This is a genomic window from Paradevosia shaoguanensis (genome assembly GCF_016801025.1).
In the GTDB taxonomy this organism is placed as follows: Bacteria; Pseudomonadota; Alphaproteobacteria; order Rhizobiales; family Devosiaceae; genus Paradevosia; species Paradevosia shaoguanensis.
On sequence record NZ_CP068983.1, the window covers coordinates 2,152,435 to 2,174,661 of the forward strand.

22 protein-coding genes are annotated in these 22,227 nt (G+C 64.9%); 11 read left to right on the plus strand and 11 right to left on the minus strand.

All coding sequences use genetic code 11. The annotated features are described in order from the left end of the window. Window positions 1–131: 131 nt before the first annotated feature. From ffh to trmD, 4 genes are read left to right on the plus strand one after another with little or no spacing between them, the layout of a single operon-like run. Window positions 132–1,733, plus strand: a complete 1,602-nt coding sequence (ffh, locus tag JNE37_RS10185) for a signal recognition particle protein (protein WP_203066160.1) — start codon at window positions 132–134, stop codon at window positions 1,731–1,733. Between the two features lie 39 nt (window positions 1,734–1,772). Further along, window positions 1,773–2,165 carry a 30S ribosomal protein S16 gene (rpsP, locus tag JNE37_RS10190; protein WP_035038064.1) on the plus strand — a complete coding sequence of 131 codons (393 nt, stop codon included), beginning with the start codon at window positions 1,773–1,775 and terminating at the stop codon, window positions 2,163–2,165. Window positions 2,166–2,171: 6 nt separating this feature from the next. Further along, window positions 2,172–2,723, plus strand: coding sequence for a ribosome maturation factor RimM (rimM, locus tag JNE37_RS10195; protein ID WP_203066161.1), 552 nt, complete (start codon window positions 2,172–2,174; stop codon window positions 2,721–2,723). Continuing rightward, on the plus strand, window positions 2,720–3,403 hold the full coding sequence (trmD, locus tag JNE37_RS10200) for a tRNA (guanosine(37)-N1)-methyltransferase TrmD (protein WP_203066162.1): 684 nt from the start codon (window positions 2,720–2,722) through the stop codon (window positions 3,401–3,403). Before rimM ends, trmD begins: the two co-directional genes overlap by 4 nt. 62 nt (window positions 3,404–3,465) lie before the next feature. Here trmD and JNE37_RS10205 read toward each other — a convergent pair whose 3' ends face one another. The 3 genes from JNE37_RS10205 to JNE37_RS10215 are packed head-to-tail and all read right to left on the minus strand — an operon-like array spanning window position 3,466 to window position 5,480. Then, the gene (locus JNE37_RS10205; RefSeq protein WP_035096041.1) at window positions 3,466–4,056 is read right to left on the minus strand and encodes an SCO family protein; all 591 of its coding nucleotides are present in this window, start codon (window positions 4,054–4,056) and stop codon (window positions 3,466–3,468) included. A 20-nt stretch (window positions 4,057–4,076) separates the two neighbouring features. Beyond that, the gene (locus JNE37_RS10210; RefSeq protein ID WP_203066163.1) at window positions 4,077–5,063 is read right to left on the minus strand and encodes a copper chaperone PCu(A)C domain-containing protein; all 987 of its coding nucleotides are present in this window, start codon (window positions 5,061–5,063) and stop codon (window positions 4,077–4,079) included. Between the two features lie 45 nt (window positions 5,064–5,108). Further along, window positions 5,109–5,480: a hypothetical protein gene (locus JNE37_RS10215; protein WP_203066164.1), complete on the minus strand. Its 372-nt coding sequence runs from the start codon at window positions 5,478–5,480 to the stop codon at window positions 5,109–5,111. 168 nt (window positions 5,481–5,648) lie between these two features. Here JNE37_RS10215 and JNE37_RS10220 point away from each other — a divergent pair, with 168 nt between their 5' ends. The 5 genes from JNE37_RS10220 to JNE37_RS10240 all read left to right on the plus strand — a co-directional run bounded on the left by JNE37_RS10220 (window position 5,649) and on the right by JNE37_RS10240 (window position 12,156). After that, window positions 5,649–6,236: a HupE/UreJ family protein gene (locus JNE37_RS10220; protein ID WP_203066165.1), complete on the plus strand. Its 588-nt coding sequence runs from the start codon at window positions 5,649–5,651 to the stop codon at window positions 6,234–6,236. Window positions 6,237–6,383: 147 nt separating this feature from the next. Next, on the plus strand, window positions 6,384–6,920 hold the full coding sequence (gene rplS, locus JNE37_RS10225) for a 50S ribosomal protein L19 (protein WP_035038050.1): 537 nt from the start codon (window positions 6,384–6,386) through the stop codon (window positions 6,918–6,920). Between the two features lie 162 nt (window positions 6,921–7,082). Next, a complete protein-coding gene (locus JNE37_RS10230; RefSeq protein ID WP_182399162.1) occupies window positions 7,083–7,748 on the plus strand; it encodes a PadR family transcriptional regulator in 666 nt (221 codons plus the stop codon). A gap of 305 nt (window positions 7,749–8,053) precedes the next feature. Continuing rightward, window positions 8,054–10,957 (plus strand): FAD-binding and (Fe-S)-binding domain-containing protein, encoded by a 2,904-nt coding sequence (locus tag JNE37_RS10235; RefSeq protein WP_203066166.1) that lies wholly within the window; start codon window positions 8,054–8,056, stop codon window positions 10,955–10,957. Continuing rightward, window positions 10,957–12,156 (plus strand): class I SAM-dependent RNA methyltransferase, encoded by a 1,200-nt coding sequence (locus JNE37_RS10240; RefSeq protein WP_343073233.1) that lies wholly within the window; start codon window positions 10,957–10,959, stop codon window positions 12,154–12,156. Before JNE37_RS10235 ends, JNE37_RS10240 begins: the two co-directional genes overlap by 1 nt. Window position 12,157: 1 nt before the next feature. On the opposite strand, the gene JNE37_RS10245 is transcribed toward JNE37_RS10240, so the two are convergent. The 8 genes from JNE37_RS10245 to JNE37_RS10280 all read right to left on the minus strand — a co-directional run bounded on the left by JNE37_RS10245 (window position 12,158) and on the right by JNE37_RS10280 (window position 19,788). Further along, window positions 12,158–13,063 (minus strand): LysR family transcriptional regulator, encoded by a 906-nt coding sequence (locus JNE37_RS10245; RefSeq protein WP_246513612.1) that lies wholly within the window; start codon window positions 13,061–13,063, stop codon window positions 12,158–12,160. 73 nt (window positions 13,064–13,136) lie between these two features. Then, window positions 13,137–14,570: an aminobutyraldehyde dehydrogenase gene (locus JNE37_RS10250; protein WP_203066168.1), complete on the minus strand. Its 1,434-nt coding sequence runs from the start codon at window positions 14,568–14,570 to the stop codon at window positions 13,137–13,139. Between the two features lie 37 nt (window positions 14,571–14,607). Continuing rightward, window positions 14,608–15,657 carry an ABC transporter ATP-binding protein gene (locus JNE37_RS10255; RefSeq protein ID WP_203066169.1) on the minus strand — a complete coding sequence of 350 codons (1,050 nt, stop codon included), beginning with the start codon at window positions 15,655–15,657 and terminating at the stop codon, window positions 14,608–14,610. 3 nt (window positions 15,658–15,660) lie between these two features. Then, entirely contained in the window at window positions 15,661–16,464 is an 804-nt protein-coding gene (locus JNE37_RS10260; RefSeq protein WP_035038035.1) for an ABC transporter permease, read from the minus strand. Continuing rightward, window positions 16,457–17,278, minus strand: a complete 822-nt coding sequence (locus JNE37_RS10265; protein ID WP_035094228.1) for an ABC transporter permease — start codon at window positions 17,276–17,278, stop codon at window positions 16,457–16,459. Before JNE37_RS10265 ends, JNE37_RS10260 begins: the two co-directional genes overlap by 8 nt. Before the next feature lie 64 nt (window positions 17,279–17,342). Further along, window positions 17,343–18,377 (minus strand): ABC transporter substrate-binding protein, encoded by a 1,035-nt coding sequence (locus tag JNE37_RS10270; RefSeq protein ID WP_203066170.1) that lies wholly within the window; start codon window positions 18,375–18,377, stop codon window positions 17,343–17,345. Window positions 18,378–18,440: 63 nt separating this feature from the next. Then, window positions 18,441–18,917, minus strand: a complete 477-nt coding sequence (locus JNE37_RS10275) for a DUF3830 family protein (RefSeq protein ID WP_035038027.1) — start codon at window positions 18,915–18,917, stop codon at window positions 18,441–18,443. A gap of 133 nt (window positions 18,918–19,050) precedes the next feature. Further along, complete coding sequence (locus tag JNE37_RS10280; RefSeq protein ID WP_246513614.1) at window positions 19,051–19,788, minus strand: gamma-glutamyl-gamma-aminobutyrate hydrolase family protein; 738 nt, start codon at window positions 19,786–19,788, stop codon at window positions 19,051–19,053. A gap of 165 nt (window positions 19,789–19,953) precedes the next feature. Between JNE37_RS10280 and JNE37_RS10285 the strand changes: the two genes are divergently transcribed. Then, window positions 19,954–20,853, plus strand: a complete 900-nt coding sequence (locus tag JNE37_RS10285; protein WP_203066171.1) for a LysR substrate-binding domain-containing protein — start codon at window positions 19,954–19,956, stop codon at window positions 20,851–20,853. 88 nt (window positions 20,854–20,941) lie between these two features. After that, window positions 20,942–22,225, plus strand: a complete 1,284-nt coding sequence (gene gabT, locus JNE37_RS10290) for a 4-aminobutyrate--2-oxoglutarate transaminase (RefSeq protein WP_203066172.1) — start codon at window positions 20,942–20,944, stop codon at window positions 22,223–22,225. Window positions 22,226–22,227: the final 2 nt, after the last annotated feature.

Genomic DNA, 22,227 nt, shown 5'->3' on the forward strand with positions numbered 1-22,227 from the left:
TCGAGCCACTAGTCTGCCCGGGAGGCAGGCGGTCACCACCCGTCAGCGCGTTGCGCCCACGGGTGTATTTTGGTTTTGGACGGGATTACCCATATCTTCGTGGCCCGCCCACGAAGAAAGGACCAAAGAGCATGTTTGAAAGTCTAAGCGACCGCTTAGGGAAAATCTTCGATGGCCTGCGGGGCCGTGGCGCGCTCTCCGAGAACGACGTCAACGAAGCGCTGCGCGAAGTTCGCCGCGCGCTGATCGAGGCTGACGTTTCGCTCGAAGTGGTCCGTGCCCTCGTCGAGCAGGTGCGCGAGCGCGCCGTCGGCGTGGAAGTGACCCGCTCGGTGACCCCGGGCCAGCAGGTCGTCAAGATCGTTCACGACGAGCTGGTGCGCGTGCTGGGCGAAACCGCCGTGCCGCTCGATACGGCCACGACGCCGCCGGCGACCATCCTGATGGTGGGCCTCCAGGGCTCGGGCAAGACCACCACCACCGCCAAGATCGCAAAGCGCCTCAAGGACAAGCAGAACAAGAAAGTTCTGATGGCCTCGCTCGATACGCGCCGTCCGGCCGCGATGGAGCAGTTGCGCGTGCTCGGTACGCAGATCGGCGTCGATACGCTGCCGATCGTGCCGAGCGAAACGCCGGTGCAGATCGCCCGGCGCGCCGCCCGCGAGGGCAAGCTCGGCGGCTATGACGTGCTCATGCTCGATACGGCGGGCCGCACGCATATCGATGAAGAACTCATGGCCGAGACCGCCGAGATCAAGGCGGTTTCCGATCCTCATGAAGTGTTGCTGGTCGCCGATGCGCTGACCGGCCAGGACGCCATCAATCTCGCCCGCTCGTTCGACCAGCGGGTCGATCTCACCGGTATCGTGCTCACACGCGTCGACGGCGATGGCCGTGGCGGCGCGGCGCTCTCGATGCGCGCGGCGACGGGCAAGCCGATCAAGCTCATCGCCACCGGCGAAAAGATGGATGCGCTCGAGGACTTTTATCCCTCGCGCATCGCCGACCGCATCCTCGGGATGGGCGACATCGTCTCGCTCGTCGAGAAGGCCGCCGAAACCGTCTCTGCCGAAGACGCGCAGAAGATGGCCAAGAAGCTCAAGAAGGGTCAGTTCGACCTCGAAGACCTTCGCGGCCAGCTGCTGCAGATGAAGAAGATGGGCGGCATGGGCGGGCTGATGGGCATGATGCCCGGTGTCGGCCAGCTCAAGAAAGCCATGGCAGGCGCCAATATCGACGAGAAGATTTTCGATCGTCAGGTCGCCGTCATCAATTCCATGACCAGGAAGGAACGGGCCAATCCCGACCTTCTCAACGCCTCTCGCCGCAAGCGCATTGCCGCCGGCGCGGGCGTCGAGGTCTCCGAAGTCAACAAGCTCATGAAGCAGCACCGCCAGATGGCGGACATGATGAAGAAGGTCTCCAAGGGCGGCCTCGGCTCGCTCGCCGGGATGTTCGGCGGCAAGATGGGCGGCATGATGCCCGGTCTTGGCCAGATGCCCGACATCTCCAAGATGGACCCCAAGCAGATCGAGGAAATGGCGCGGCGCGCCGGCATCGACCCCAAGTCGATCCCGCAGCAGCTGCCGGGCGACATTTCCGACAAGCTGCCGACCGATGTCGGCAAGCTCCTCAAATCGGGTTCGGGCAGCGGATTGCCCGGACTTGGCGGCGCCTCGCGCTTCCCTAACCTTCCGGGTTTGGGTGGCGGCTTCGTGCCGAAAAAGAAATAACCCAACGCGAAACAGACAAAGCCAGATTCAGGAGTAACCATGGCCCTCAAGATTCGCCTCGCCCGCGCCGGTACCAAGAAGCGCCCGTTCTACCACATCGTGGTTGCCGACGCCCGTTCGCCGCGCGATGGCCGCTTCATCGAGAAGCTGGGCACCTACAACCCGCTGCTCAACAAGGATGCCGAGAACCGTATCGTGCTGAACACCGAGCGCGCTCAGCATTGGCTCTCCGTCGGCGCCCAGGCGACCGACCGCGTCGAGCGTTTCCTTGACGCCGCGGGCCTCCTGAAGCGCGAAGCCCGCAACAACCCGGAAAAGGCCGTGCCGGGCGCCAAGGCGACCGAGCGTGCCGAAGCCCGCGCTGCTGCCGCTGCCGCCGCCGAAGAAGCCAAGAACGCTCCGGCCGAAGCCGCCGAAGAAGCCTCGGCCTAATCCGCCATGGTTGGGGGCAAAGCGGACGACAAGAACCGCCTGCTGCTGGGCCGCATCGGTGCGGCCCACGGCATCAAGGGCGAAGTGCGCATAACCCCCTTTACCGGCGAGCCGCTGGCCATTGCCAGCTACGGCCCGCTGGATACCGACAAGCCGGGCGTGCGGATCGAGATCGCATCCGCCCGCTCATCGGGCAACGTCGTCATCGCCCGCATCAAGGGTGTATCGGACCGCAACGAGGCGGAAAAGCTCAACGGGGTCGATCTCTATGTCGACCGCGCGCGCCTGCCCGAAACCGACGACGAGGACGATTTCTACCATGCCGACCTTATCGGGCTCGAAGCCCGGCTCACCGACGGGCGCGTGCTCGGCGAAGTGATTTCGGTGCCCAATTTCGGGGCCAGCGACCTCATCGAAGTGCGTGACGGGCGGAGCGGGGACACGTTCCTCTTCCCGTTCACGCGCCAGGTCGTGCCGGAGGTGCGGATCGCGGACGGCTATCTCGTCATCGAGCCGCCGGTCGAGACCGGGCCGGGCGAGGCCGAGGAGCCCAATTGAGCTTTGCTGCCGATGTCATCACGCTGTTTCCGGACCTGTTTCCGGGCCCGCTAGGGGCCTCGGTGCTGGGGCGCGGCATGGCCGATGGCCTGTGGTCGCTCAAGGCCACGCAATTGCGCAGTTTCGCGCATGACCGGCATCACACCGTGGACGATACGCCGTCCGGCGGCGGGGCGGGCATGGTGCTCAAGCCAGACATTCTGGCTGCTGCCATCGATGTGATTGCGCCCGAGGGCGATCCGCGACCTAAGATACTCATGAGCCCGCGTGGGAAGCCGCTGACGCAGGTGCGCGCCAGGGAACTGGCGCTGGGGCCGGGGGCGGTGATCGTCTGCGGGCGGTTCGAGGGCGTCGACCAACGGGTGATCGAGGCGCGTCAGCTCGAAGAGATTTCGATAGGCGATTATGTGCTCGCCGGTGGGGAAGTGGCGGCCATGGTGCTGCTCGAGGCCGTGGTGCGGCTGATCCCGGGCGTGCTCGGCGGAGCCGACAGCCATGCCGATGAGAGTTTCGAGAACGGGCTGCTGGAGTATCCGCAATATACGCGGCCGCAGGTCTTCGAGGGGCGCGAGATCCCGGCGGTGCTCACGTCGGGGGATCACGGCAAGATCGCCAAGTGGCGCCGGGAGCGGAGCGTGGAGTTGACCAAGGCGCGGCGGCCGGATCTGCTGGAGGAGTAATTCCTCGCGCCGGTTCAGGATACGGGAAGGGCAGCGGCCGGGTGGTCGCTGCCCTTTGCGTTTCAGCCCTTGGCGAGGAGCTTTTTCAGCTTCTCGATCGCGACCGTGGAAGACTCCTGGTAGGCGATGGTGCCTTCGAACTCGCCCTTGGAGTTGAGCAGGAACACCGAGGCGGTGTGGTCCATGGTGTATTCGCCATCGACGCCGGGGACCTTCTTGGAATAGACGCGCCAGGCCGAGAGGATCTTGGCGATTTCCTCGGGCGTGCCGGTGATGCCGGTGACGCGGTCGGTGACCGAGGCCACGTAGTCCTTGATGACCTCGGGCGTGTCGCGCTCGGGATCGACGGTGACGAAATAGCCCTTGAGCGGCTGGCCCTCGTCGCCGAGCTGGGCGAACCAGGCGGCCATGTCCGAGAGCGTGGTCGGGCAGACGTCGGGGCAGTGGGTATAGCCGAAGAACAGCATCGAGGGCGCGCCCTTGAAGCTGGCTTCGGTCACCGGGCCGCCATTGCCATCCACCAGGCTATAGGTGCCGGCGCCGAACGTGCCGGCCTGGCCGGTGCCGGGCACCTTGACCAGGAAATAGGCCGCGGTGGCGATGAGCGCGAGGGCGACCACGGCCGCCCAGAGCCCGATGCGGACAGTGCGCAAGGTCATTCCCATTTCGACTCCTACATCTTCATATGGTCGTGGGCCGGCGCGTCAGCGCTGGCGGCCATGACTGGGAGCTTGATTTCGACCGGGCCCGCCTTCTCGAAGGTCAGGGTGACCGGCACTTCGTCGCCTTCCTTGAAGGCGCCGTTGAGCTTCATGAACATCAGGTGCAGGCCGCCCGGAGACAACGCGACCGATTGCCCCGCCGGAATTTCGACACCATCGGGAAGCTCACGCATCTTCATGACGTCGCCTTCCATCTTCATCTCGTGCACCTGGACCGAGCCGGCGGCAGGCGAACTGGCGGAGACGAGGCGGTCTGCCTCGCTACCCTTGTTGGTGATGGTCACGTAGCCGCCGCCGACCGGTTGGTTGGGCAGCGTGGCGCGGGCGAAGGGTTCGGTGAGCTCGAGATTGCCCACGGTCACGGGCGCGGACATGTCCATGCCGCCCATATTCATGTGGTCGTGTTCGCCGCCAGCAGCCGCCGGGGTGACGGTGACGGTGGGGGCGGGATGTTCAAGGGTATGCGGGTTCTGGCCGGGACCTGCGATCTCGTTCCAGGTCACCTCGGTGGCGCCGCACTTCTGGGTGGTGATGAAGAGGGCGGGGGTCTCGGCGTCAAAGCCCTGGAACTGGCCCTGGACGGTGAATTCGTCGAACTGGTCATCGGGCAATGAACCACCGCTCCAGGTGATTTCGAGAGCGCCCGAGGTCACAGGGGTGCCGTGATTGTCGTAAGCCCTGGAATAGTCGCCCTTGGTGATGGCGATCTGCCAGCCGGCCTTGGCCATGGGCTTGGCGTTGACGAAGCCCTCGGGGAGCTTGATCGAGACCGTATCGGTGGCCGCCCCGTCACAGCCATGCGGGATGGTGACGACGGCCTTGACGGTCGCGTTGTTGGCCGCAGTCGCGGGCGAAATGCCGGCATGGGCAAAGGCCGAACCGACCGTGGAAAGCACGAGGGCTGCGCCAGCGAGGGCGCCAAAGGAAAGCTTATGCATCTTGATACCTGAATCTGGATTGGAAAGGGAAAGACCAAAACGGATTCAGACGAGAGGCGGGCCTCGCGCACTTGGGGCGAGGCGGTAGGTCTCGTGGGCGAAGGCCTGCTCGACCGGCGCGTAGTAGATGCGTGCGACAGCCAGGAAGGCCGGTTCGGCACAGGTCGGGGCAGGGGGGATGGCGAGATCGAAGCCGATGCGGCAGGCATGGCAGGGGACATGGTCGCCCTGGTCGCCATTGGCGTCCTGCGCGCAGAGGATCGGCACGGTGCCGTCGGCCATGACGTAGGGCTCGAGGTCCGGCGTATAGGCGATGGCGACGCCGGTGCCGTGCGAGAAATTGAGGCAGATGAGGGCGAGCACCAACACGGCGCGCAGCACATCCCTGGCCAGCAATTTCCGTTCGCTGAGGCGCAAAACCGTCTCCTGTCGACGGCGGCTGTTTAGCTCAACTCCGCTGCGCTGTCATGCGGCAAAATACCCGCAGGGGCCGTTGAAATGATCGAGGGGACCTGACATGACTGATGGGCGAGTGGGTCGCCAATGGCGGGAAGTTTCGGGCATAGCCCGCAGGGAGCAGCAAGCATGCGTGCGCTTTTGGTTTTTCTCGTTGCCGTCCTTACGCCTTCGGTGGCGCTGGCCCATACCGGGCATGGCGACGCATCGGGCCTGGTCCACGGCTTCATGCATCCGATCGGCGGGCTCGATCACATTCTCGCCATGGTGGCCGTGGGCGTCTTCGCCTTCGTGCTCGGCGGGCGGGCGCTCTGGATGGTGCCGCTGGCCTTTGTCGGCATGATGGTCGTCGGTTTCGGGCTGGGCGCGACGGGTGTCGAGCTGCCGTTTGTCGAGCTGGGCATCGCGCTTTCGAGCATCGTTATCGGTGGAGCTGCGGCGTTCGGGCGGCCGATGCCGGTGGCCGGCGCGATGGCGCTGGTGGGGGTCTTTGCCGTATTCCATGGCCATGCGCACGGGGCCGAGATGCCGGCGGACGCCAGCGGGATCGAATATGCGCTCGGCTTCGTCGTGGCGACGGCTTTGCTGCATGCAGCCGGCATCGGCGCGGCGATGGGTGGCGCACGGCTGGCAGGCCGATTTGGCAAGGGGCTGGCGCAGGTTGCAGGGGCGGTCTTCGCAGCGGGCGGACTGGGCGTTCTGGCCGGCTGGCTCTGAGCGGGTCGACGACGCCCGAAAAGCCTAGACTCGCGGCCCGTTCTGCTCTATAGGCCGGCTCACACAAAACCTCCGTGCAACCAAGACCGGGCGATGAGGGGCTAAAAGCCTCGCAAAAGTCGCTCCTGTGAAAAGATCAGGCGGATCATGACCAACATTATCGAACAGCTCGAAATCGAGCAGGCCGAAGCCCTCGCCGCAAAGCGCTCCATTCCCGAATTCACCCATGGCGATACCGTCAAGGTGTGGGTGAAGGTTCGCGAAGGCGAAAAGGAACGTCTCCAGGCTTACGAAGGCGTCGTTATCGCCCGTACCGGCGGCGGCCTCAACGAGAGCTTCACCGTTCGCAAGATTTCCTATGGCGAAGGCGTGGAACGCGTGTTCCCGGTGCTCTCGCCCAATATCGACCGCATCGAAGTTCTGAAGCGCGGTAAGGTCCGTCGCGCCAAGCTCTACTACCTGCGCGATCGTCGCGGTAAGTCGGCTCGTATCTTCGAATCGACCAACGCCCGTACCAAGAAGATCCAGGACGACGAGCGCAGCGCCGCCCAGGCCGCCAAGGAAGCGCGCGAGGCCGAGAAGGTCGCCGCTGCCCAGGCCCTGGCTGCTGAAGTCGCCGCCAAGGAAGCTGCCGAAGCCGCTGCTGCCGCCGAGGCCGCCGCTGCCGAGAACAAGAGCGAATAAGCTCTCAGCCTTCCAAGGCTCGAAGTTTGAAGAACCCGGTCGCAAGGCCGGGTTTTTTGTTGCCTGCCTTCGCCAGAAAAACACATTCTGCGATATATCTTGACAGAACGGGCTGACGACCCCATCTTGCGAGCAATCGTAAGATATATCGGAGATAGCAATATGCATAACCATCATCATCGTGATCCGCGTCATGGCGGCCCATGGGCGCGCTTCGAGGCCATGGGTCGACGCGGCTTTGGCGGCGGCAAGTTCGGGCCCGGCGGCTTCGGCGGCGATTTCGGCGGGGATTGGGGCCGGTTCGGCGACAATTTCCGCATCGGCCGCATGCTCGCCTCGGGCGACCTGCGTCTCGTCGCGCTCTTCCTCATCGAGGAGCAGCCGCGCCACGGCTACGATCTCATCAAGGCCATCGAGGAAAAGTCGGGCGGCCTCTATTCGCCCAGCCCCGGCGTCATCTACCCGGCGCTGACCTATCTCGAGGAAGCCGGTTACGTGACCTCTTCGGTCGAGGGCAACAAGAAGGCCTATACGATCACCGAGGACGGCCGTACCTATCTCGGCGAGAACCGCGAGGCTGTCGCCTCGACCCTCGATTTCCTCGCCAAAGCCGGCCAGCGTGCCAAGGAAATGCGCGAGCATTTCGAAGCCCGCGGCGGTCGCGACCGTGACATTCCGGGCGTGCTGCCCGAGGTCAACGAAGCCCGCAAGGAACTCAAATCCGCCATCGCCCGCGCCGTACGCGGCGGCGAAGAGCAGCAGCGTCGGCTCGCCGATATCCTGCGCAAGGCGGCCGAGGAGATCGGCAAGGACGACGTGGATCTCTAGGGGCAGATTTGCCTAGCCACTGAACTTCCCCCACCACCGAACTTCCTCGGCCGCAGGGCCGGGGCCCATGGATGGCTCCACTCGAGTGGAGTGGTGCAACAGGCCCCGGATCAAGTCCGGGGAAGTGCAGTGTGGGTGGCGAGTGACGAGTGGCGGGACGCGTCCGCTAGCATGATCGCAGATGAAGGGTCCGGCTTGCCGGGCCCTTCGCTTTTTGACTGCTCGGGCAATCAACTCCATTGGCCTTGCCTATCCAATTGGTGCTAGACCACCGGTCTGACCGTTGAGGGGTTAGGATTTAGGCCGTGAACGTCGTTACCCGTATCGAATCTGACAAGCAGCAAGCCGCGCGCCGCATGGTGGGGCGCCTCGAAACGCTCATCGACCGCAAGCGGCTGATGATCGATCCGCTCTACACCTATGCCTATTCGGGTGACGCCAGTTCCTACCGCCTCGTGCCGGCGCTGGTGGTGATTATCAACACCGAAGAGGAAGTGCAGGCGGTGCTGCAGGCAGCGCGGGCGGAAGGGCTGTCGGTGACGTTCCGCGCGGCGGGCACCTCGCTTTCCGGGCAGGCGGTGACGGACAATGTGCTGGCCGTGCTCGGCGACGGCTGGCGTAAGATGCGCATCCATGAGGGCGCCGACCAGATCACGCTGGGGCCGGCGATCATCGTCGCCAATGCCAACAAGGCGCTAAAGCCTTTCGACCGCAAGATCGGGCCTGATCCGGCCAGCCAGGCCACCTGCAAGATCGGCGGCGTGGTCAACAACAATTCCTCGGGCATGTGCTGCGGCGTTGCCCAGAACACCTACCACACCATGGCGCGCCTGCGCGTGATGCTGACCGACGGCACCGTGCTCGACTCCGGCGATCAGGCGAGCCGCGAGGCTTTCCGCCAGCAGCGCCCGGATATCCTGAGCGCGCTCCACGACCTCCATCACGAAGTGACGGCCGACGAGGAACTGGTGGCGCTGATCCGGCGGAAATACCGGATCAAGAATACGGTCGGCTATTCGCTCAATGCGCTGATCGACTATCACGATCCGATCGATATCCTCATTCACCTGATCGTCGGTTCGGAAGGCACGCTCGGTTTCGTTTCGGAAGTCACCTACAACACCGTGCCCGAGCATCGGTTCAAGTCGACCGCGCTCGTTCCCTTCCCCGATCCCTATTCGTGCGCGCGCGCCATCACCAAGCTTTCCAATGGCGGCGTGCATGTGACGACGGGCGTGACGGCGGCCGAATATATCGAGCGGCGCGCGCTGCAGACGGTGATCCATCTGCCGGCCATGGCGCCGCTCGTGCCGTACCTCACCGAGGATTCCCCGGCTGTGCTCATCGACGTCACCGCGCCCGATGCGGCGACGCTCGAGGCGGAAGTAGCCGAGGCCGTGGCGATTCTCGCCAGCGAAGGCGCCACCAATATCGATTTTTCGACCGATGCCGATAAGTCGGCGGCGCTCTGGGACATCCGCAAGGGCTTCTTCACCTCGGCCGGCGCGGCGCGCCCCAAGGGCACGGCCATGCTCACCGAGGACGTGGCGGCGCCCATCGACAAGCTTGCCGATTTCGTCATCGACCTGCGCAAGCTCCTCGATGACCACGGCTACGAAGACGCGGTGATTTTCGGCCACGCGCTGGCCGGCAATCTCCACTTCCAGATGGCCGACGACTTTTCCAAGCCCGGTTCGGACACCAAGTTCGACGAGTTCTCGCATGCTCTGTCCGAACTGGTTTCGGTCAAGTATGAGGGTTCGCTCAAGGCCGAGCACGGCACGGGCCGCGCCATTGCCGCCTTTGTCGAGCGCGAATGGGGGCGCAAGGCCTACCTGCTGATGAGCCGGATCAAGGTGCTGTTCGACCCCGAGCAATTGCTCAATCCGGGGGTGCTCATCAACCCCGACCCGCTGGTTCACACCAAGAACCTCAAGACCATGCCGCTGGCCGATCCGCTGGTGGACATGTGCATCGAATGCGGCTTCTGCGAGCCGGCCTGCCCCTCGGCGGGCATGACGCTCTCGCCGCGCCAGCGCATCGCCGTGACGCGCGAACGCGCGCGACTGGCAGCCAGCGGCGAAGATCCGGCGCGGCTCGAAGCGCTCAACGAGCAGTTCGTCTATCCGGGGCTCGATACCTGCGCGGCCTGTAATCTGTGCTCCTTGCGCTGCCCGGTGGGCATCGAGACCGGCACGATGATTTTGGGCCAGCGCGCCGAGCGGCGTGGCGGAGCGGCGGACAATATCGCCCATTGGGTGGCCGACCATACCGGGGCGGTCGAGAACTTCATGCGGCTGGGCGTGGGCGCGCAGTCGCTGGCGCGCAAGGTGGTGGGCGATGGCTTCGTCGACGCGGTTTCCGATGCGGCGCGAAAAATTTCGGGCAATCGTATTCCGCGGGTGTCCGAGACGCTGCTGCGGGGGCCGGGTGCGCCCAAGGCGGAAAGCGTCGATCTGCGGGACAACCCCAAGGAGACCGGGTTCCCGGTGCCGATCGCCAAGCAGGACGCCAATACGGTGGTCTATTTCCCGGCCTGCCCATCGCGCATGTTCGGGGCGCCCAAGACCGATCTGGACCTGTTGCCGACGACCGAAGCCATGGTTGCGCTTTTGAAGCGCGCCGGGTTCAACGTCATCGTTCCCGACGGACTCAACGGCCAGTGCTGTGGCCAGCCGTTCCTCTCCAAGGGTTTTCCCGATGAGGCGGAGCGGGTAGGCGGCAAGCTCGATGCGGAACTGACCAGGCTCTCCAATGGCGGGGCCTATCAGGTCGTCACCGATGCATCGACCTGCTCCAAGCACATGAAGGAGCATGCGCAGGCCAAGGCGCTGGATTCTTCGGAATTCCTGCTGGCCGAGGTGCTGCCGCGGCTCAAGATCACGCGGCCGGTGCCGGTGGTGGCAGTGCATCACAATTGCTCGGCGCAGCGGCTCAAGGAGCAGTCGGCGACAGAAGCGCTGGCGGCGGCGATGGCGGAGCGGGTGGCGGTGCTGTCCTCGGTCACCTGCTGTGGCTATGCGGGCGACAAGGGGCTTTTCATCCCCGAGCTCAATGCCCATGCCACGCGCTTTGCCAAGGACGACATTCCGGACGATTGCAAGATCGGCATCTCGACGGTTTCGACCTGCGCCTCAGGCCTTTCCGAGCGGGCCGGCGTGCCGTTCGTATCGGTGGTGAGCCTGCTCGAAGCGGTGAGCCGGCCCTGATGACGGAGGTTACGATTTCGGGACTGGGGGCACGCGGCGAGGGTATTGCCGAGGTCGCGGGTCAGAAGGTCTTCGTGCCGTTCATGCTGCCGGGCGAAGTCGCCGAGGTGGATGTAACGGGCGACCACGCCCGGCTCGAGCGGCTGATTTCCGCGAGCGAAGATCGCATCGAGCCGTTCTGTCCGCATTTCGGCGCCTGTGGCGGGTGTCAGCTTCAACATCTGGGGCTCGAGACCTATCGCACCTTCAAGCGCGGGCTGGTGGAAACGGCGCTGCGGCGCGTGGGGATCGATACGCCCGTGGGCGAGCTGATCGATGCCCAGGGCGCAGGGCGGCGGCGGGCGACGCTCCATGCTCGCCGCGAGGGCTCGGGCTATATGCAGGCGCGCAGCCACGAGGTGCACGATCTCGACCGCTGCCCAATCCTGGTGCCGGCCCTGGCAAAGGCCACCGATATCTGCCGCGCCTTGCAGCAGGCGATCGGGGAGTGCGACGTGAGTTTTACCGCCACCCGCACCGGGCTCGATGTTGCCATTCGCGCCGAGAAGGCGCGGGCGAAGCCGGAGCGGCTGGCGCCGATCACGCAGCAATTCCGCATTGGGCGGCTGTCGCTCAATGGCGAAATGCTGCTGCTCAACCAGGTGCCGGCGGTGGCGATGGGCAAGGCCATGGTCGACGTGCCGGTCGGCAGTTTTTTGCAGGCCACCGAAGAAGCAGAGACCGTGCTGGCGGGGCTCGTGCTGGAGCCCTTGGCGAAGGCCAGGGTCAAATCCGTCGCCGATCTCTTCTGCGGCATCGGGCCGTTCACGCTGCGCATGGCCGAGATCGCCAAGGTCTATGCGGCGGACAGCGACAAACCGGGCATTGCTGCACTGCAAAAGGCGGTGCGCAATACGCAGGGGCTCAAGGCAGTGACGGCGCAGGTGCGCGACCTGTTCCGCGAGCCGCTGACCCAGTTCGAACTGGGTGGCTATGACGCCATAGTGTTCGACCCGCCGCGTGCGGGAGCCGAGGCGCAAGCGAAGGAGCTGGCCAAAGGGAAGGTCAAGACCATCGTCGGGGTCTCGTGCGAACCCAAGACCTTTGCGCGGGATGCGGCGATCCTCATCGCGGGGGGCTATCGGCTGGAAAGCGTCGTGCCGGTGGACCAGTTCGCCTGGTCGACGCATGTTGAACTGGTCGGGGTGTTCCGGCGGTAGGTCAGTCGACCCAGGCCATGCTCGGATCGACGGTGGCGCAATAGGCCTTGGCGCTGGCGCGCGACTGCTCGACGACGCTGCGGATGAGATCGTTGTGGGTCGAGGACTGGTAGGTCGCGATGATCGGCATGGGCGGGAAGCGCTTGGAGACGTTGAGGGCGTGCAGCAGGCCCATCTTGATCTCGCGATGGATGGTGACCGTGGGAATGGTACCGACGCCAAAGCCGTCGATCAGCAGGTTGATGATCGAATAGAGCGAATTCGAGCTGGTGAGCTTGGAGGCGAGAACGCGCTCGTCCTGGAAATAGGGCGCCACCATGCGATAGGGCGGCGTGCCCTTGGGGAAAGTGATGATGGGGAGCTGGGAAAGCTCCTCGACGCTATAGACCTTGTCCGGGTTGATGAGGCGGGGCGAGCCGGCCCAGCTCATCTGGAAGACGCAGGAGACGAAGCTGCGAAAGCCCTCGCCGATGGCAGGATCGAGCGCGAAGATCATGTCATAGGCGCCGTCATGCATGCCCTGGACGAGGTTCTTGGTGCTCTCGACGGTGAGCTCGATCTTGAGATGCGGGAAGGCGGCGTGCGTGGCTTCCACGAAATGGGTCATCCAGGTCGAGGAGATCGTGTCGATGGCGCCGACGCGGATGACTTCCAGAATGGGCGCCGGGTCGTCGGCCAGTTCGTGCTTGAGGCCTTCGATCTGGCGTAGCACGGTCTCGAAGATCTTGAGCACCTTCTCGCCCTCGGGCGTGAGCCCGAACCCGGTATTGCCGCGCAGGATGAGCTTGCAGCCGAATTCCTGCTCGAGAGCGGCGAGACGTGCGGAGATGGCGGGCTGGGTCGTGTTGAGCTCAAGCGCCGTCCGGCCGAAGTGCCGGTGACGGGCCAGCGCGACCAGTGTCATCATGTCGAGGATCCGCATGCCGGAACCTCTATCAGATATTCTGGCGCGCTGCTGCACCTCTTGGCTCAAGCCCCCGTTACGACGCGATCATGATGTGGCGGGCCTGCGTGTAGTCGATCAGCGACTGCATCGAGAGGTCCGAGCCATAACCGGAATTCTTCATGCCGCCATGGGGCATCTCGGTCGCGAAGACGCCGTGGGTATTGACCCAGGTGACGCCGTATTCGAGGGCTTCGGCCATGGCGAGGGCACGGTTGGCATTGCGCGACCAGACGGAGGAGGCGAGGCCGTATTCGGAGGCATTGGCCCATTCGATTGCGGTCTCGACTGTGTCGAAGGGCGTGATGCTCACGACGGGGCCGAACACTTCCTTCTGGACGATCTCGGCATCGATCGGCGCGGCGACGAGGGTCGGGGCGTAGTAGAAGCCGTCCTGGTCGGGGGCCTTGCCACCGGTGACGATATCGGCGCCCGACGCGCGGGCGCGGTCCACGAACCCGGCAATACGCTCGCGCTGGCGGGCGGTGATGACCGGCCCGAACTCGACATCGTCGCGCTCGGGGGTGCCGAAGGGGATGGTCTCGATCATGGCGGCGAGCCTGTCGGTCACCAGCTGAGCGATAGACTTGTCCACGAAGATGCGGCAGGCGGCGGTGCAATCCTGGCCGGCATTGTAGAAGCTGGCTTCGCGCAGCGTTTCGACCAGCACGTCGATATCGGCATCGTCGCAGACGATGACCGGCGCCTTGCCGCCCAGTTCTAGGTGCGTGCGCTTGATGCTTTCGCCGGCTGCGGCCTGCAACACGGCGCGGCCGGTGCGGATGTCGCCGGTGAGCGAGATCATGCGCACGAGCGGATGGGTGATAAGGCGCTGGCCGACATCGGGGCCGTTGCCGAGCACGACATTGACGACGCCGGGCGGCAGGAATTCGGCGAGAATGCCGGCGAGCATGAGCAGGCTCAGCGGCGTGTTCTCGGAGGGCTTGATGACGACGGTATTGCCGGCGGCGATGGCGGGGGCGAGCTTCCAGGCGGCCATTAGCAGTGGATAGTTCCACGGCGCGATCGAGGCGATGACGCCGATGGGATCGCGCTTGAGCATGCTCAGGTGTTTCGGGGACCGATAGCCGTTGGCAACGGTGCCGGGGACATTGCGGATGGCGGTGCCGAAATAGCGGAAGACGTCGGCGACGTTGGCGATCTCGAAGCTCTGGGCGTAGCGCAGCGGCTTGCCGGAATTGCGGGATTCCAGCGCACCGAGCGTGAGCGAATTGGCTTCGATGGCGTCAGCAATGCGCAGCAGGGCGCGGCTGCGCTCCTTGGGCGTGGTGCGGCGCCAGGACTTGAAGGCGGCATTGGCGGCAAGGATAGCGGCGTCGACCTGGTCGGGCGCGGCCGAGGCGACGTCGGCAATCAGCGTGCCATTGCCGGGTTCGCAGGCGGCTTCGGTCTGGCCCTGGCCGGGGACATAATCGCCGTTGATGAAAAGGCGCGTTTCGACGTGAGTCATGGTTGGCTCCTGATGAGCAAAAGCGATTGAACGGGCGTCAGCCCTTGATGACGCGGATACGCTCGGGGGCGATCGAGATGCGCACGGGGGCGCCATCCTCGATCAGCACATCATTGGCGGTGAGCGCACGAATGGTGGTGCCGGCGAGCGAGAGCACGTAGCGATTACGCGCGCCGAGGAAAACGCGGGTGCGCAGGTCCGCCTTGAGAGTGCCGTCGGTATTGGCCGCGGCGAGGGCGATGTCTTCCTGGCGTAGGGCGAGGGTTGCTTCGCCGCGAGTGGTTTCGCTGGCGGGGAGCGGCAGGAGCTGGCCGTCGGCGAGCTTGCCGGCAGGGCCGCCGGGCGTGTCGATGATCTGCGCCGGCACCAGGTTGGCCGAGCCGATGAAGTTGCTGGCAAAGCCGGTGGCGGGGCGGGCATAGATGTCGTCGGGCGTGCCCTGCTGCTCGATCCGGCCGGCATTGAGCAGGACGATACGATCGGAGAGGCTGAGCGCCTCTTCCTGGTCGTGGGTGACGAAGAGGGTGGTGAGGCCGAGGCGCTTGTGAATCTCGATGAGCTCGACCTGCATGTCTTCGCGCAGGCGCGCGTCGAGGTTCGAGAGCGGCTCATCGAGCAGCAGTACCTTGGGCTTTGAGACGATGGCGCGGGCGAGGGCGACGCGCTGCTGCTGGCCGCCGGACAATTGGCGGGGACGGCGCTCGGCGAGGTGGCCGAGCTGCACGGTTTCGAGGGCGGCCTTGACCTGCGCATCCTGCTCGTCGCGCGAACCGATATGGCGCATGCGCAGGGGGAAGCGCACGTTCTCGTAGACCGAGAGGTGCGGCAGCAGCGCATAGGACTGGAACATCATGGCGATGTCGCGCTTTTCAGGCGGCAGGTTGGTTACGCTGCGGCCGTCGATCTCGACGCCGCCGCTGCTGACGCTTTCGAGGCCGGCGACAATGCGCAGCAGGGTGGTCTTGCCACAGCCTGAGGCGCCGAGGAGGCTGATGAATTCACCGGACTGGATGTCGAGCGAAATGCCGTGCAGCACCTGCAGCGTGGCGAAGGACTTCTTGATGTCGAGAAGGCGGACATTGGCCATGGGTCAAGTACTCGCAAATCGGCTGAGGCCAAGCATCCGGTCGATGATGACGATAAGCACGATAGTCAGGGCAATCATGATGGAAGAGACGGCCGCCACCGATGGATCAGGGCTGAATTCGAGCTGGCCGTAAATCTGGACGGGAAGCGTGGTCAGCCCCGGCTTGCGCAGGAAGAGCGACAGCACGGCTTCATCGAACGAGATGTTGAAGGCGAAGAAGGCGCCGGCGGCGAGGCCGGGTATGCATTGGGGCACGACCACATGGAAGAGGCGCTGGATGCGGCCGGCGCCCATGGTGCGTGCGGCCTCTTCGAGGAAGGGGTCGGATTCGGCAAGCACGGCGAGCGTGGTGCGCACGACATAGGGCAGTGCGATGACCGTGTGGCCGATCCAGAGCGTAAAGGTCGAAACCGGGCCGAAGGCGGCGCTCCAGAACATCAGCATGCCGATGGCGTAGATGATGGTGGGCAACACCAGCGGGGAGAGGAAGAACGTCGCCAGGATATCGGAGAACGGCAATTGCCGGCGGTGAAGCGCGATGGCTGCCGCGCCGCCGATGACGGTGGCGCTCAACGTGACGAGCAGCGCGATCTGGAGGCTTGTGGCGCCGGCGGAGAGGTATTCGGGCGAGGCCAGCACCTTTTCGTACCACTTGAACGAAAAGCCCTGCGGCGGGAAGGCGATGAACTGGTTCTCGGAGACCGAGACGCCCACGACCACGACCAGCGGGGCAAGCAGGATCAGGCCCGTCAGGATCACGAAGACGATGGCGAGGATGCGCAGCGGGGTTGGTACAGCTCTAACCATCGTTGCGCGCCGTCATTTTCACATAGGGGGCCAGCACCAGCAGGATGCCGACGAAAAGGATCACGGCCTGGGCGGCGGCGAAGGGCCAATCTAGGACCTGCGTCACGGACTTGTAGATCGAGGCAGCCAGCACCTGGATACGCGTGCCGCCGAGAAGGTTGGGGGTCACGAAGGAGGAGGCCGAGAGCGTGAAGCAGAGCAGGGAGCCCGCCACGAGCCCCGGAAGCGAGAGTGGGAACACCACGGTGCGCAGCGTCTGGAGGAAGCTGCAGCCCATGGTGCGCGCCGCTTCTTCGAGCCGGCGATCGATGCGGGTGATGACGCCCAGGATCGAGAGGGTCATGAAGGGCAGCAGCACCTGCACCATGCCGATGACCACGGCTGCCTCGGTCTGCATCAGCGCGAAGTTGCGGCCGACAAGGCCGAAATCGCGCAGGAGAGCGGGGATCAGTCCGCCTCGGCTGAGGATCACCATCCAGCCGAAGGTGCGCACGACGACACTCGTCATCAGCGGCAGGATGACCATGACGATGAGCCAGAGCCGCGCACGAGGACCGACGCGGGCCATGATGTAGGCCAGGGGGAAGCCGATCGCCGCGCAGATGACGGTGATGATGAAGGAGAGGCGAACCGTGCGCCAGAGCACGCCCAGGTAAAACGGGTCGCTGAGGAAACGGACGAAGTGTTCGAGAGTGGGGCCGTTGGCGCCTTCGACCGACAGCACCAGCATCTGGGCGATGGGCAGGAAGAAGGCCAGGGCCAGCAGGAGAAGTCCCGGGAGGGCCAGAATGAGGTTTTCCGCGCGATCCGTCATCGGAACTCCATACTAAGACTTGAGACGGGCGGGAATGGGGGTCCCGCCCGTCCAAGAGCGTTGTTTACTGAGCGATAGCCTTGTTCCAGGCTTCGACCCAGTCCTTGCGATTGGCCTCGATGGTCGCGGGGTCGAAACGGATGAGGCCGGCGACGCCTTCGGCGCCATAGGCCACGTCAGCGGCTACTTCAGGAGAGAGTTCCACCTTGGAATTGGTCGGGGAGTAGCGCAACGCCTCCGCAAAGCACGCCTGTGCTTCCTTGGAGATGGTCATGTCGATGAACTTGAGCGCCAGGTCCTGGTTGGGACGGTTGGCGACGAGGTTGGCCGTGATGTAGCTGGCCGGAGTGCCTTCGGCGCCCTGGACGAACTTGGCCGGCAAGCCGGCATTGCGCAGGGTGAAGGCGTAGTCGGAAGCGTAGGGGGCGATCCAGGCGTCGTTCTGGGCGAATTCCTGCTGGATTTCCGGCGAGGTCGAAACCACTATGGCGCCGCCCTTGAGGAGCTTGGTCACCGCATCGAGGCCCGGCTGGATGTTGTTGAGGTCGCCGCCTTCGGCCTTGTTGAGCATGAGGAAGCTCAGCATGCCGTAGCCGTTCGAGATGTCGGTCAGCACCAGATGCTCGCCGAATGCCGGGTCGAGCAGGTCGGTCCACTTGGTGGGAGCGGTCGGGGCCTTCTCGGAATTGTAGACGAGGCCGATGGCCGCGATCGAATAGGCCGGACCTTCGCCCTTGGCGAGGTTGGCCTTGGCGAAATCGTAGAGGTCGCCGGCATTGGAGAGCTTTGCCGGATCGATCGGGGCGAGCAGGCCTTCGGCCGCGCCCACGATTTCCTGGCCGCCGGAGAAGTGGATCACGTCGAACTGCGGCGCATCCTTCTGGGCGCGCAACTGGGCGAAGGCGTCAGCCGAATAGGCAGTGACGACGTTGACCTTGGCGCCGGTGGCTTCCTCGAACGGGGTGATCACGCACTTGCGGTGCGCTTCTTCGTAGGCGCCGCCGAAAGAGTTGATGGTGAGCGTGTTCTCCTGAGCGAACGCCGTGCCGGAGAGCAGGGCGGACAGGCCGAGCAGCGCGATACCGAATTGTGCCTTCATGGGGTTCCCTTCCTTTGAAGATGAAGCGTCCCGGCCGTGTGGTGCCGGCCGGGACGCGGTTTGTCAGGCCAGGCGGCCGAACTCGACGATCTTGGCGCCTTCAATGCGGATCTTGCGGCATTGTTCGGCGACGGCGTCGAGCCCTTCGGTCATGCGGCCGAAATAGGTGCACGGAATCCAGCCCGTCGGGCCGAACGTGCGCCCGCCATGGGCGTAGAACATGCCGACTTCCCAGAACTCGGTGGGGTCGATCTTGAAGAAGTTCTTGGGCTGATAGTACCAGAGCAGCTCGCCGGCTTCCGGAATGATGGTCTGGTTCTCCGGCGGCAGCTTGGTCGGGTCGAAATTGCGGTTTTCTTCCGGAATGCCCATCATGATTTCCGGGCCCGAGAAGATGGCGTGGGTGGTCTGCCAGCGGATCGGCTTCTCCAGCGCTCCCCAGATGGCCTTGCAGGTCTCGGGCGCATTGTCCCAATAAAGCGAAATGATGCCCTGGACATTGGCATCGACGAATTTGAGATAGAGCTTCTTGTCGGTCATGGCGCCCACGATTTGAGTTAGCGCGCCAATCCAAATGAGTTTGGGGAAGCCTGTCCAATTCCGATTCAAAATCACTCCGATAAAAATATTTTATCGGGCTGGAAGCGAAATCATGGATAGCGGCGAAGGGGCTTCAGCCGCGGCTGATCTCGCCTACGCGGCGCCAGAATGCAAGGTCGTGCGGGCGGTTATCGGGCCGCCATTCCGGGTGCCACTGCACCGCCAGGATCGGCGAGGCGTCGGGAGCGCTCGAAACGGCCTCGACGACGCCATCCTCGGCGCGGGCATTGACCACGAGCCCCTCTCCCAGCGCGCCGATCATCTGGTAGTGCACGGAGTTGACCGGCAGGCGCGTTGCGCCCGTGACCTCGGCGAGGACCGAGCCCGGCTCGACCGCCACCTCGTGCCCGAAGCCGAACATCTCCTCGAGCGATACGCCATCGGGAGCGTGATGGGGGTGTTCGATCGTGCCGCCGTCGCGCTGATCGACCAGCGTGCCGCCAAGCGCGACGTTGATTTCCTGAAGGCCGCGACAGACGCCGAATACGGGTTTACGCGCCGCGATGGCGGCCAGGATCAGCGCACGGGACATGCCATCGCGGTTAGGGTCGAAGGGTGCGCGGCCGGTTTCACCGCCATAGCGGCTGGGCTCGATATTCGAGTTCGAGCCGGTCAGGAGGATGCCGTCGAGGCGCGAGATGATCGTTTCCGCCTGCGCTGCGTCATCGATGCTCGGACAGATCAGCGGAATGGCGCCGGCGTATTTCTGCACGGCTTCGACATAGCGCGCCTTGACGGTCTGGGCGGCTTCGCCCTCTACCATGCGGTTGCAGGCAATGACGCCGATCACGGGCTTGGCGGAGATGGGCATAGTCGAAAAATCGGGTTGGGGAGGAGGAGGCCCAAATGTCGTCATCCGCCTCGCGACGGTCAAGCCGGACAATCAGCAAAGCGCTTCTGGACAGTCACGGGGACGCGGACGAAACTGTGCGCGCACGCGTAAGGACGCGCGTGAAGCGCCATGTCGAGACTGCCGATGCCCCTTAGCCTGCCCCCGCTCGTTGCCCTGCGTGCCTTCGAGGCCGTGGGGCGGCTTGGCAGCATCGGGGCGGCTGCCGACGAGCTCTGCGTCAGCCACTCGGTCGTCTCGCGGCACGTTGCCAATCTCGAGGCGCGGCTGGGTGTCGATCTCGTCGAGCCGCGCGGCCGCAGCGTCGCGCTGACCCCCACCGGCAGCGCCTATCTTGCGCGCATCTCCCGCGCCTTCGAGGCCATCTCGCGGGCGACGCAGGACCTTAGGCCGACCCGCATCCACCGCCTCGACATCCGCTGCATTCCCGGCCTCGCCAATCGCAGCCTCTTGAAGCATCTCGGTGCCCTCGAGGAGCGCGTTCCCGATACCGAGATCATGCTGCAGCCGACCCTGGCCCATCCCGATCTCCTCGCCGGCGAAGCCGATGCCGAGATCGTCTACAGCGAGGACCTCAGGCTCGCCGAAGGCCTTGCCGCCCAGCTCGTCATGCGTCCCCGTGTCTTCCCGGTGGCGAGCCCGGCTTTTCTCGATCGGTTCGGCGGCGGGGCGGAACTTTCCGATCTCCGGCGCCTGCCGCTGATCCACGAGGAATCGACCGAGCAATGGGAGCGCTGGCTCGAGGCGGCCGGACTGCCGCCCGCGGCGCCGCTCAAGGGCATGCGCCTCTGGCACGCCCACCTCGCCATCGAGGCGGCACGGCTCGGCCAGGGCGTTGCGCTCGCCAACGAAGCGCTGGCGGCCGATGACCTCCAGTCCGGGGCGCTGGTCGAGATCGGCAATACCGAGATCCGGTTGGGCGGCTATTACCTCGTCGCCGCCGCGCGGCGCTGGGATGACGCCGACATTCGCGCCGTTCGCGATTGGCTGCAGGCCCTTTATTCGCCAATCACGATTGGTGCGTAAAAGGCACGAATTAGGCGCCAACTAAGCGATAGTGCCCGGCGCCGCTTCGCCCGATGATCCGGTCAAAACTCCCAGCCGGATTTCTTCCATGTCCACCAATGCCGAGCTCCTGACCCGCCGCAATGCCGCCGTGCCGCGCGGAGTCGCCCATACTACCGCCATCGCCGCCGAGCGTGCGCTCAATTCCGAGATCTGGGATAGCGAGGGCAAGCGCTACGTGGATTTCGCCGGCGGCATTGCCGTGCTCAATACCGGCCACCGCCACCCCAAGGTGATCGCGGCCGTGCAGAAGCAGCTCGAGCAGTTCACCCATACCTGCTTCCAGGTCGTGCTCTACGAGCCCTATGTGGAACTGGCCGAAAAGCTCAACGCCATCGTCCCCATCGAGGGGCCCAAGAAGACCATCCTGCTTTCGACAGGCGCCGAGGCGACCGAGAACGCGGTGAAGATCGCGCGCGCCGCCACCAGCCGGGCCGGCGTCATTGCCTTTACCGGAGGTTTCCACGGCCGCACCATCGTAGCGAGCGCCATGACGGGCAAGGTCGTGCCCTATAAGCTCGGCCTCGGACCGACGGTGCCGGACGTCTGGCACGTGCCGTTCCCGTCGCCCGCCAGCGGTGTGACCGTCGAGGAGGCGCTGCGCTATCTCGATTTCCTCTTCAAGGCCGACGTCGCTCCCTCGCGCGTTGCCGCCATCATCATCGAGCCCGTGCAGGGCGAGGGCGGCTTCCACGAGGCGCCGGTCGAACTCATGGTGGCGCTGCGCCGCATCTGCGACACCCACGGCATCGTGCTCATCGCCGATGAAGTGCAGACCGGGTACGGGCGCACCGGCAAGATGTTCGCCATGGAACACTATCCGGTCATGCCGGACCTGATGACCATCGCTAAGAGCCTCGCCGGCGGCTTCCCGCTCTCGGCCGTCACCGGTCGCGCTGCCATCATGGATGCGGCCGATCCCGGCGGGCTGGGCGGCACCTATGCCGGCAATCCCGTAGCCTGTGCGGCCGCGCTCGCGGTGCTCGAGGTCTTCGAGGAAGAAAAGCTCCTCGACCGCGCCAACGCCATCGGCGCGCGCCTCAAGCATCGGCTCGCGGCCCTCGAGACCCGCAACGATCTGGTCCCCGTCAAGTTCGCGCGCGGTCCGGGCGCGATGGTCGCCTTCGACATCGTCAAGGATCGCGGCGGCAGCGAGCCCGATGCGGAGGCCACCAAACGCGTCGTACAGCGGGCCTGGCAGGGCGGCCTCGTGCTACTCTCCTGTGGCGTCAACGCCAACACCATCCGCATCCTCGTGCCGCTCACTGCCTCCGATGCCATCGTCGATGAGGGCCTAGACCTCCTCGAAGCTGCCTTGCGCCAGGAGGCTTGAGA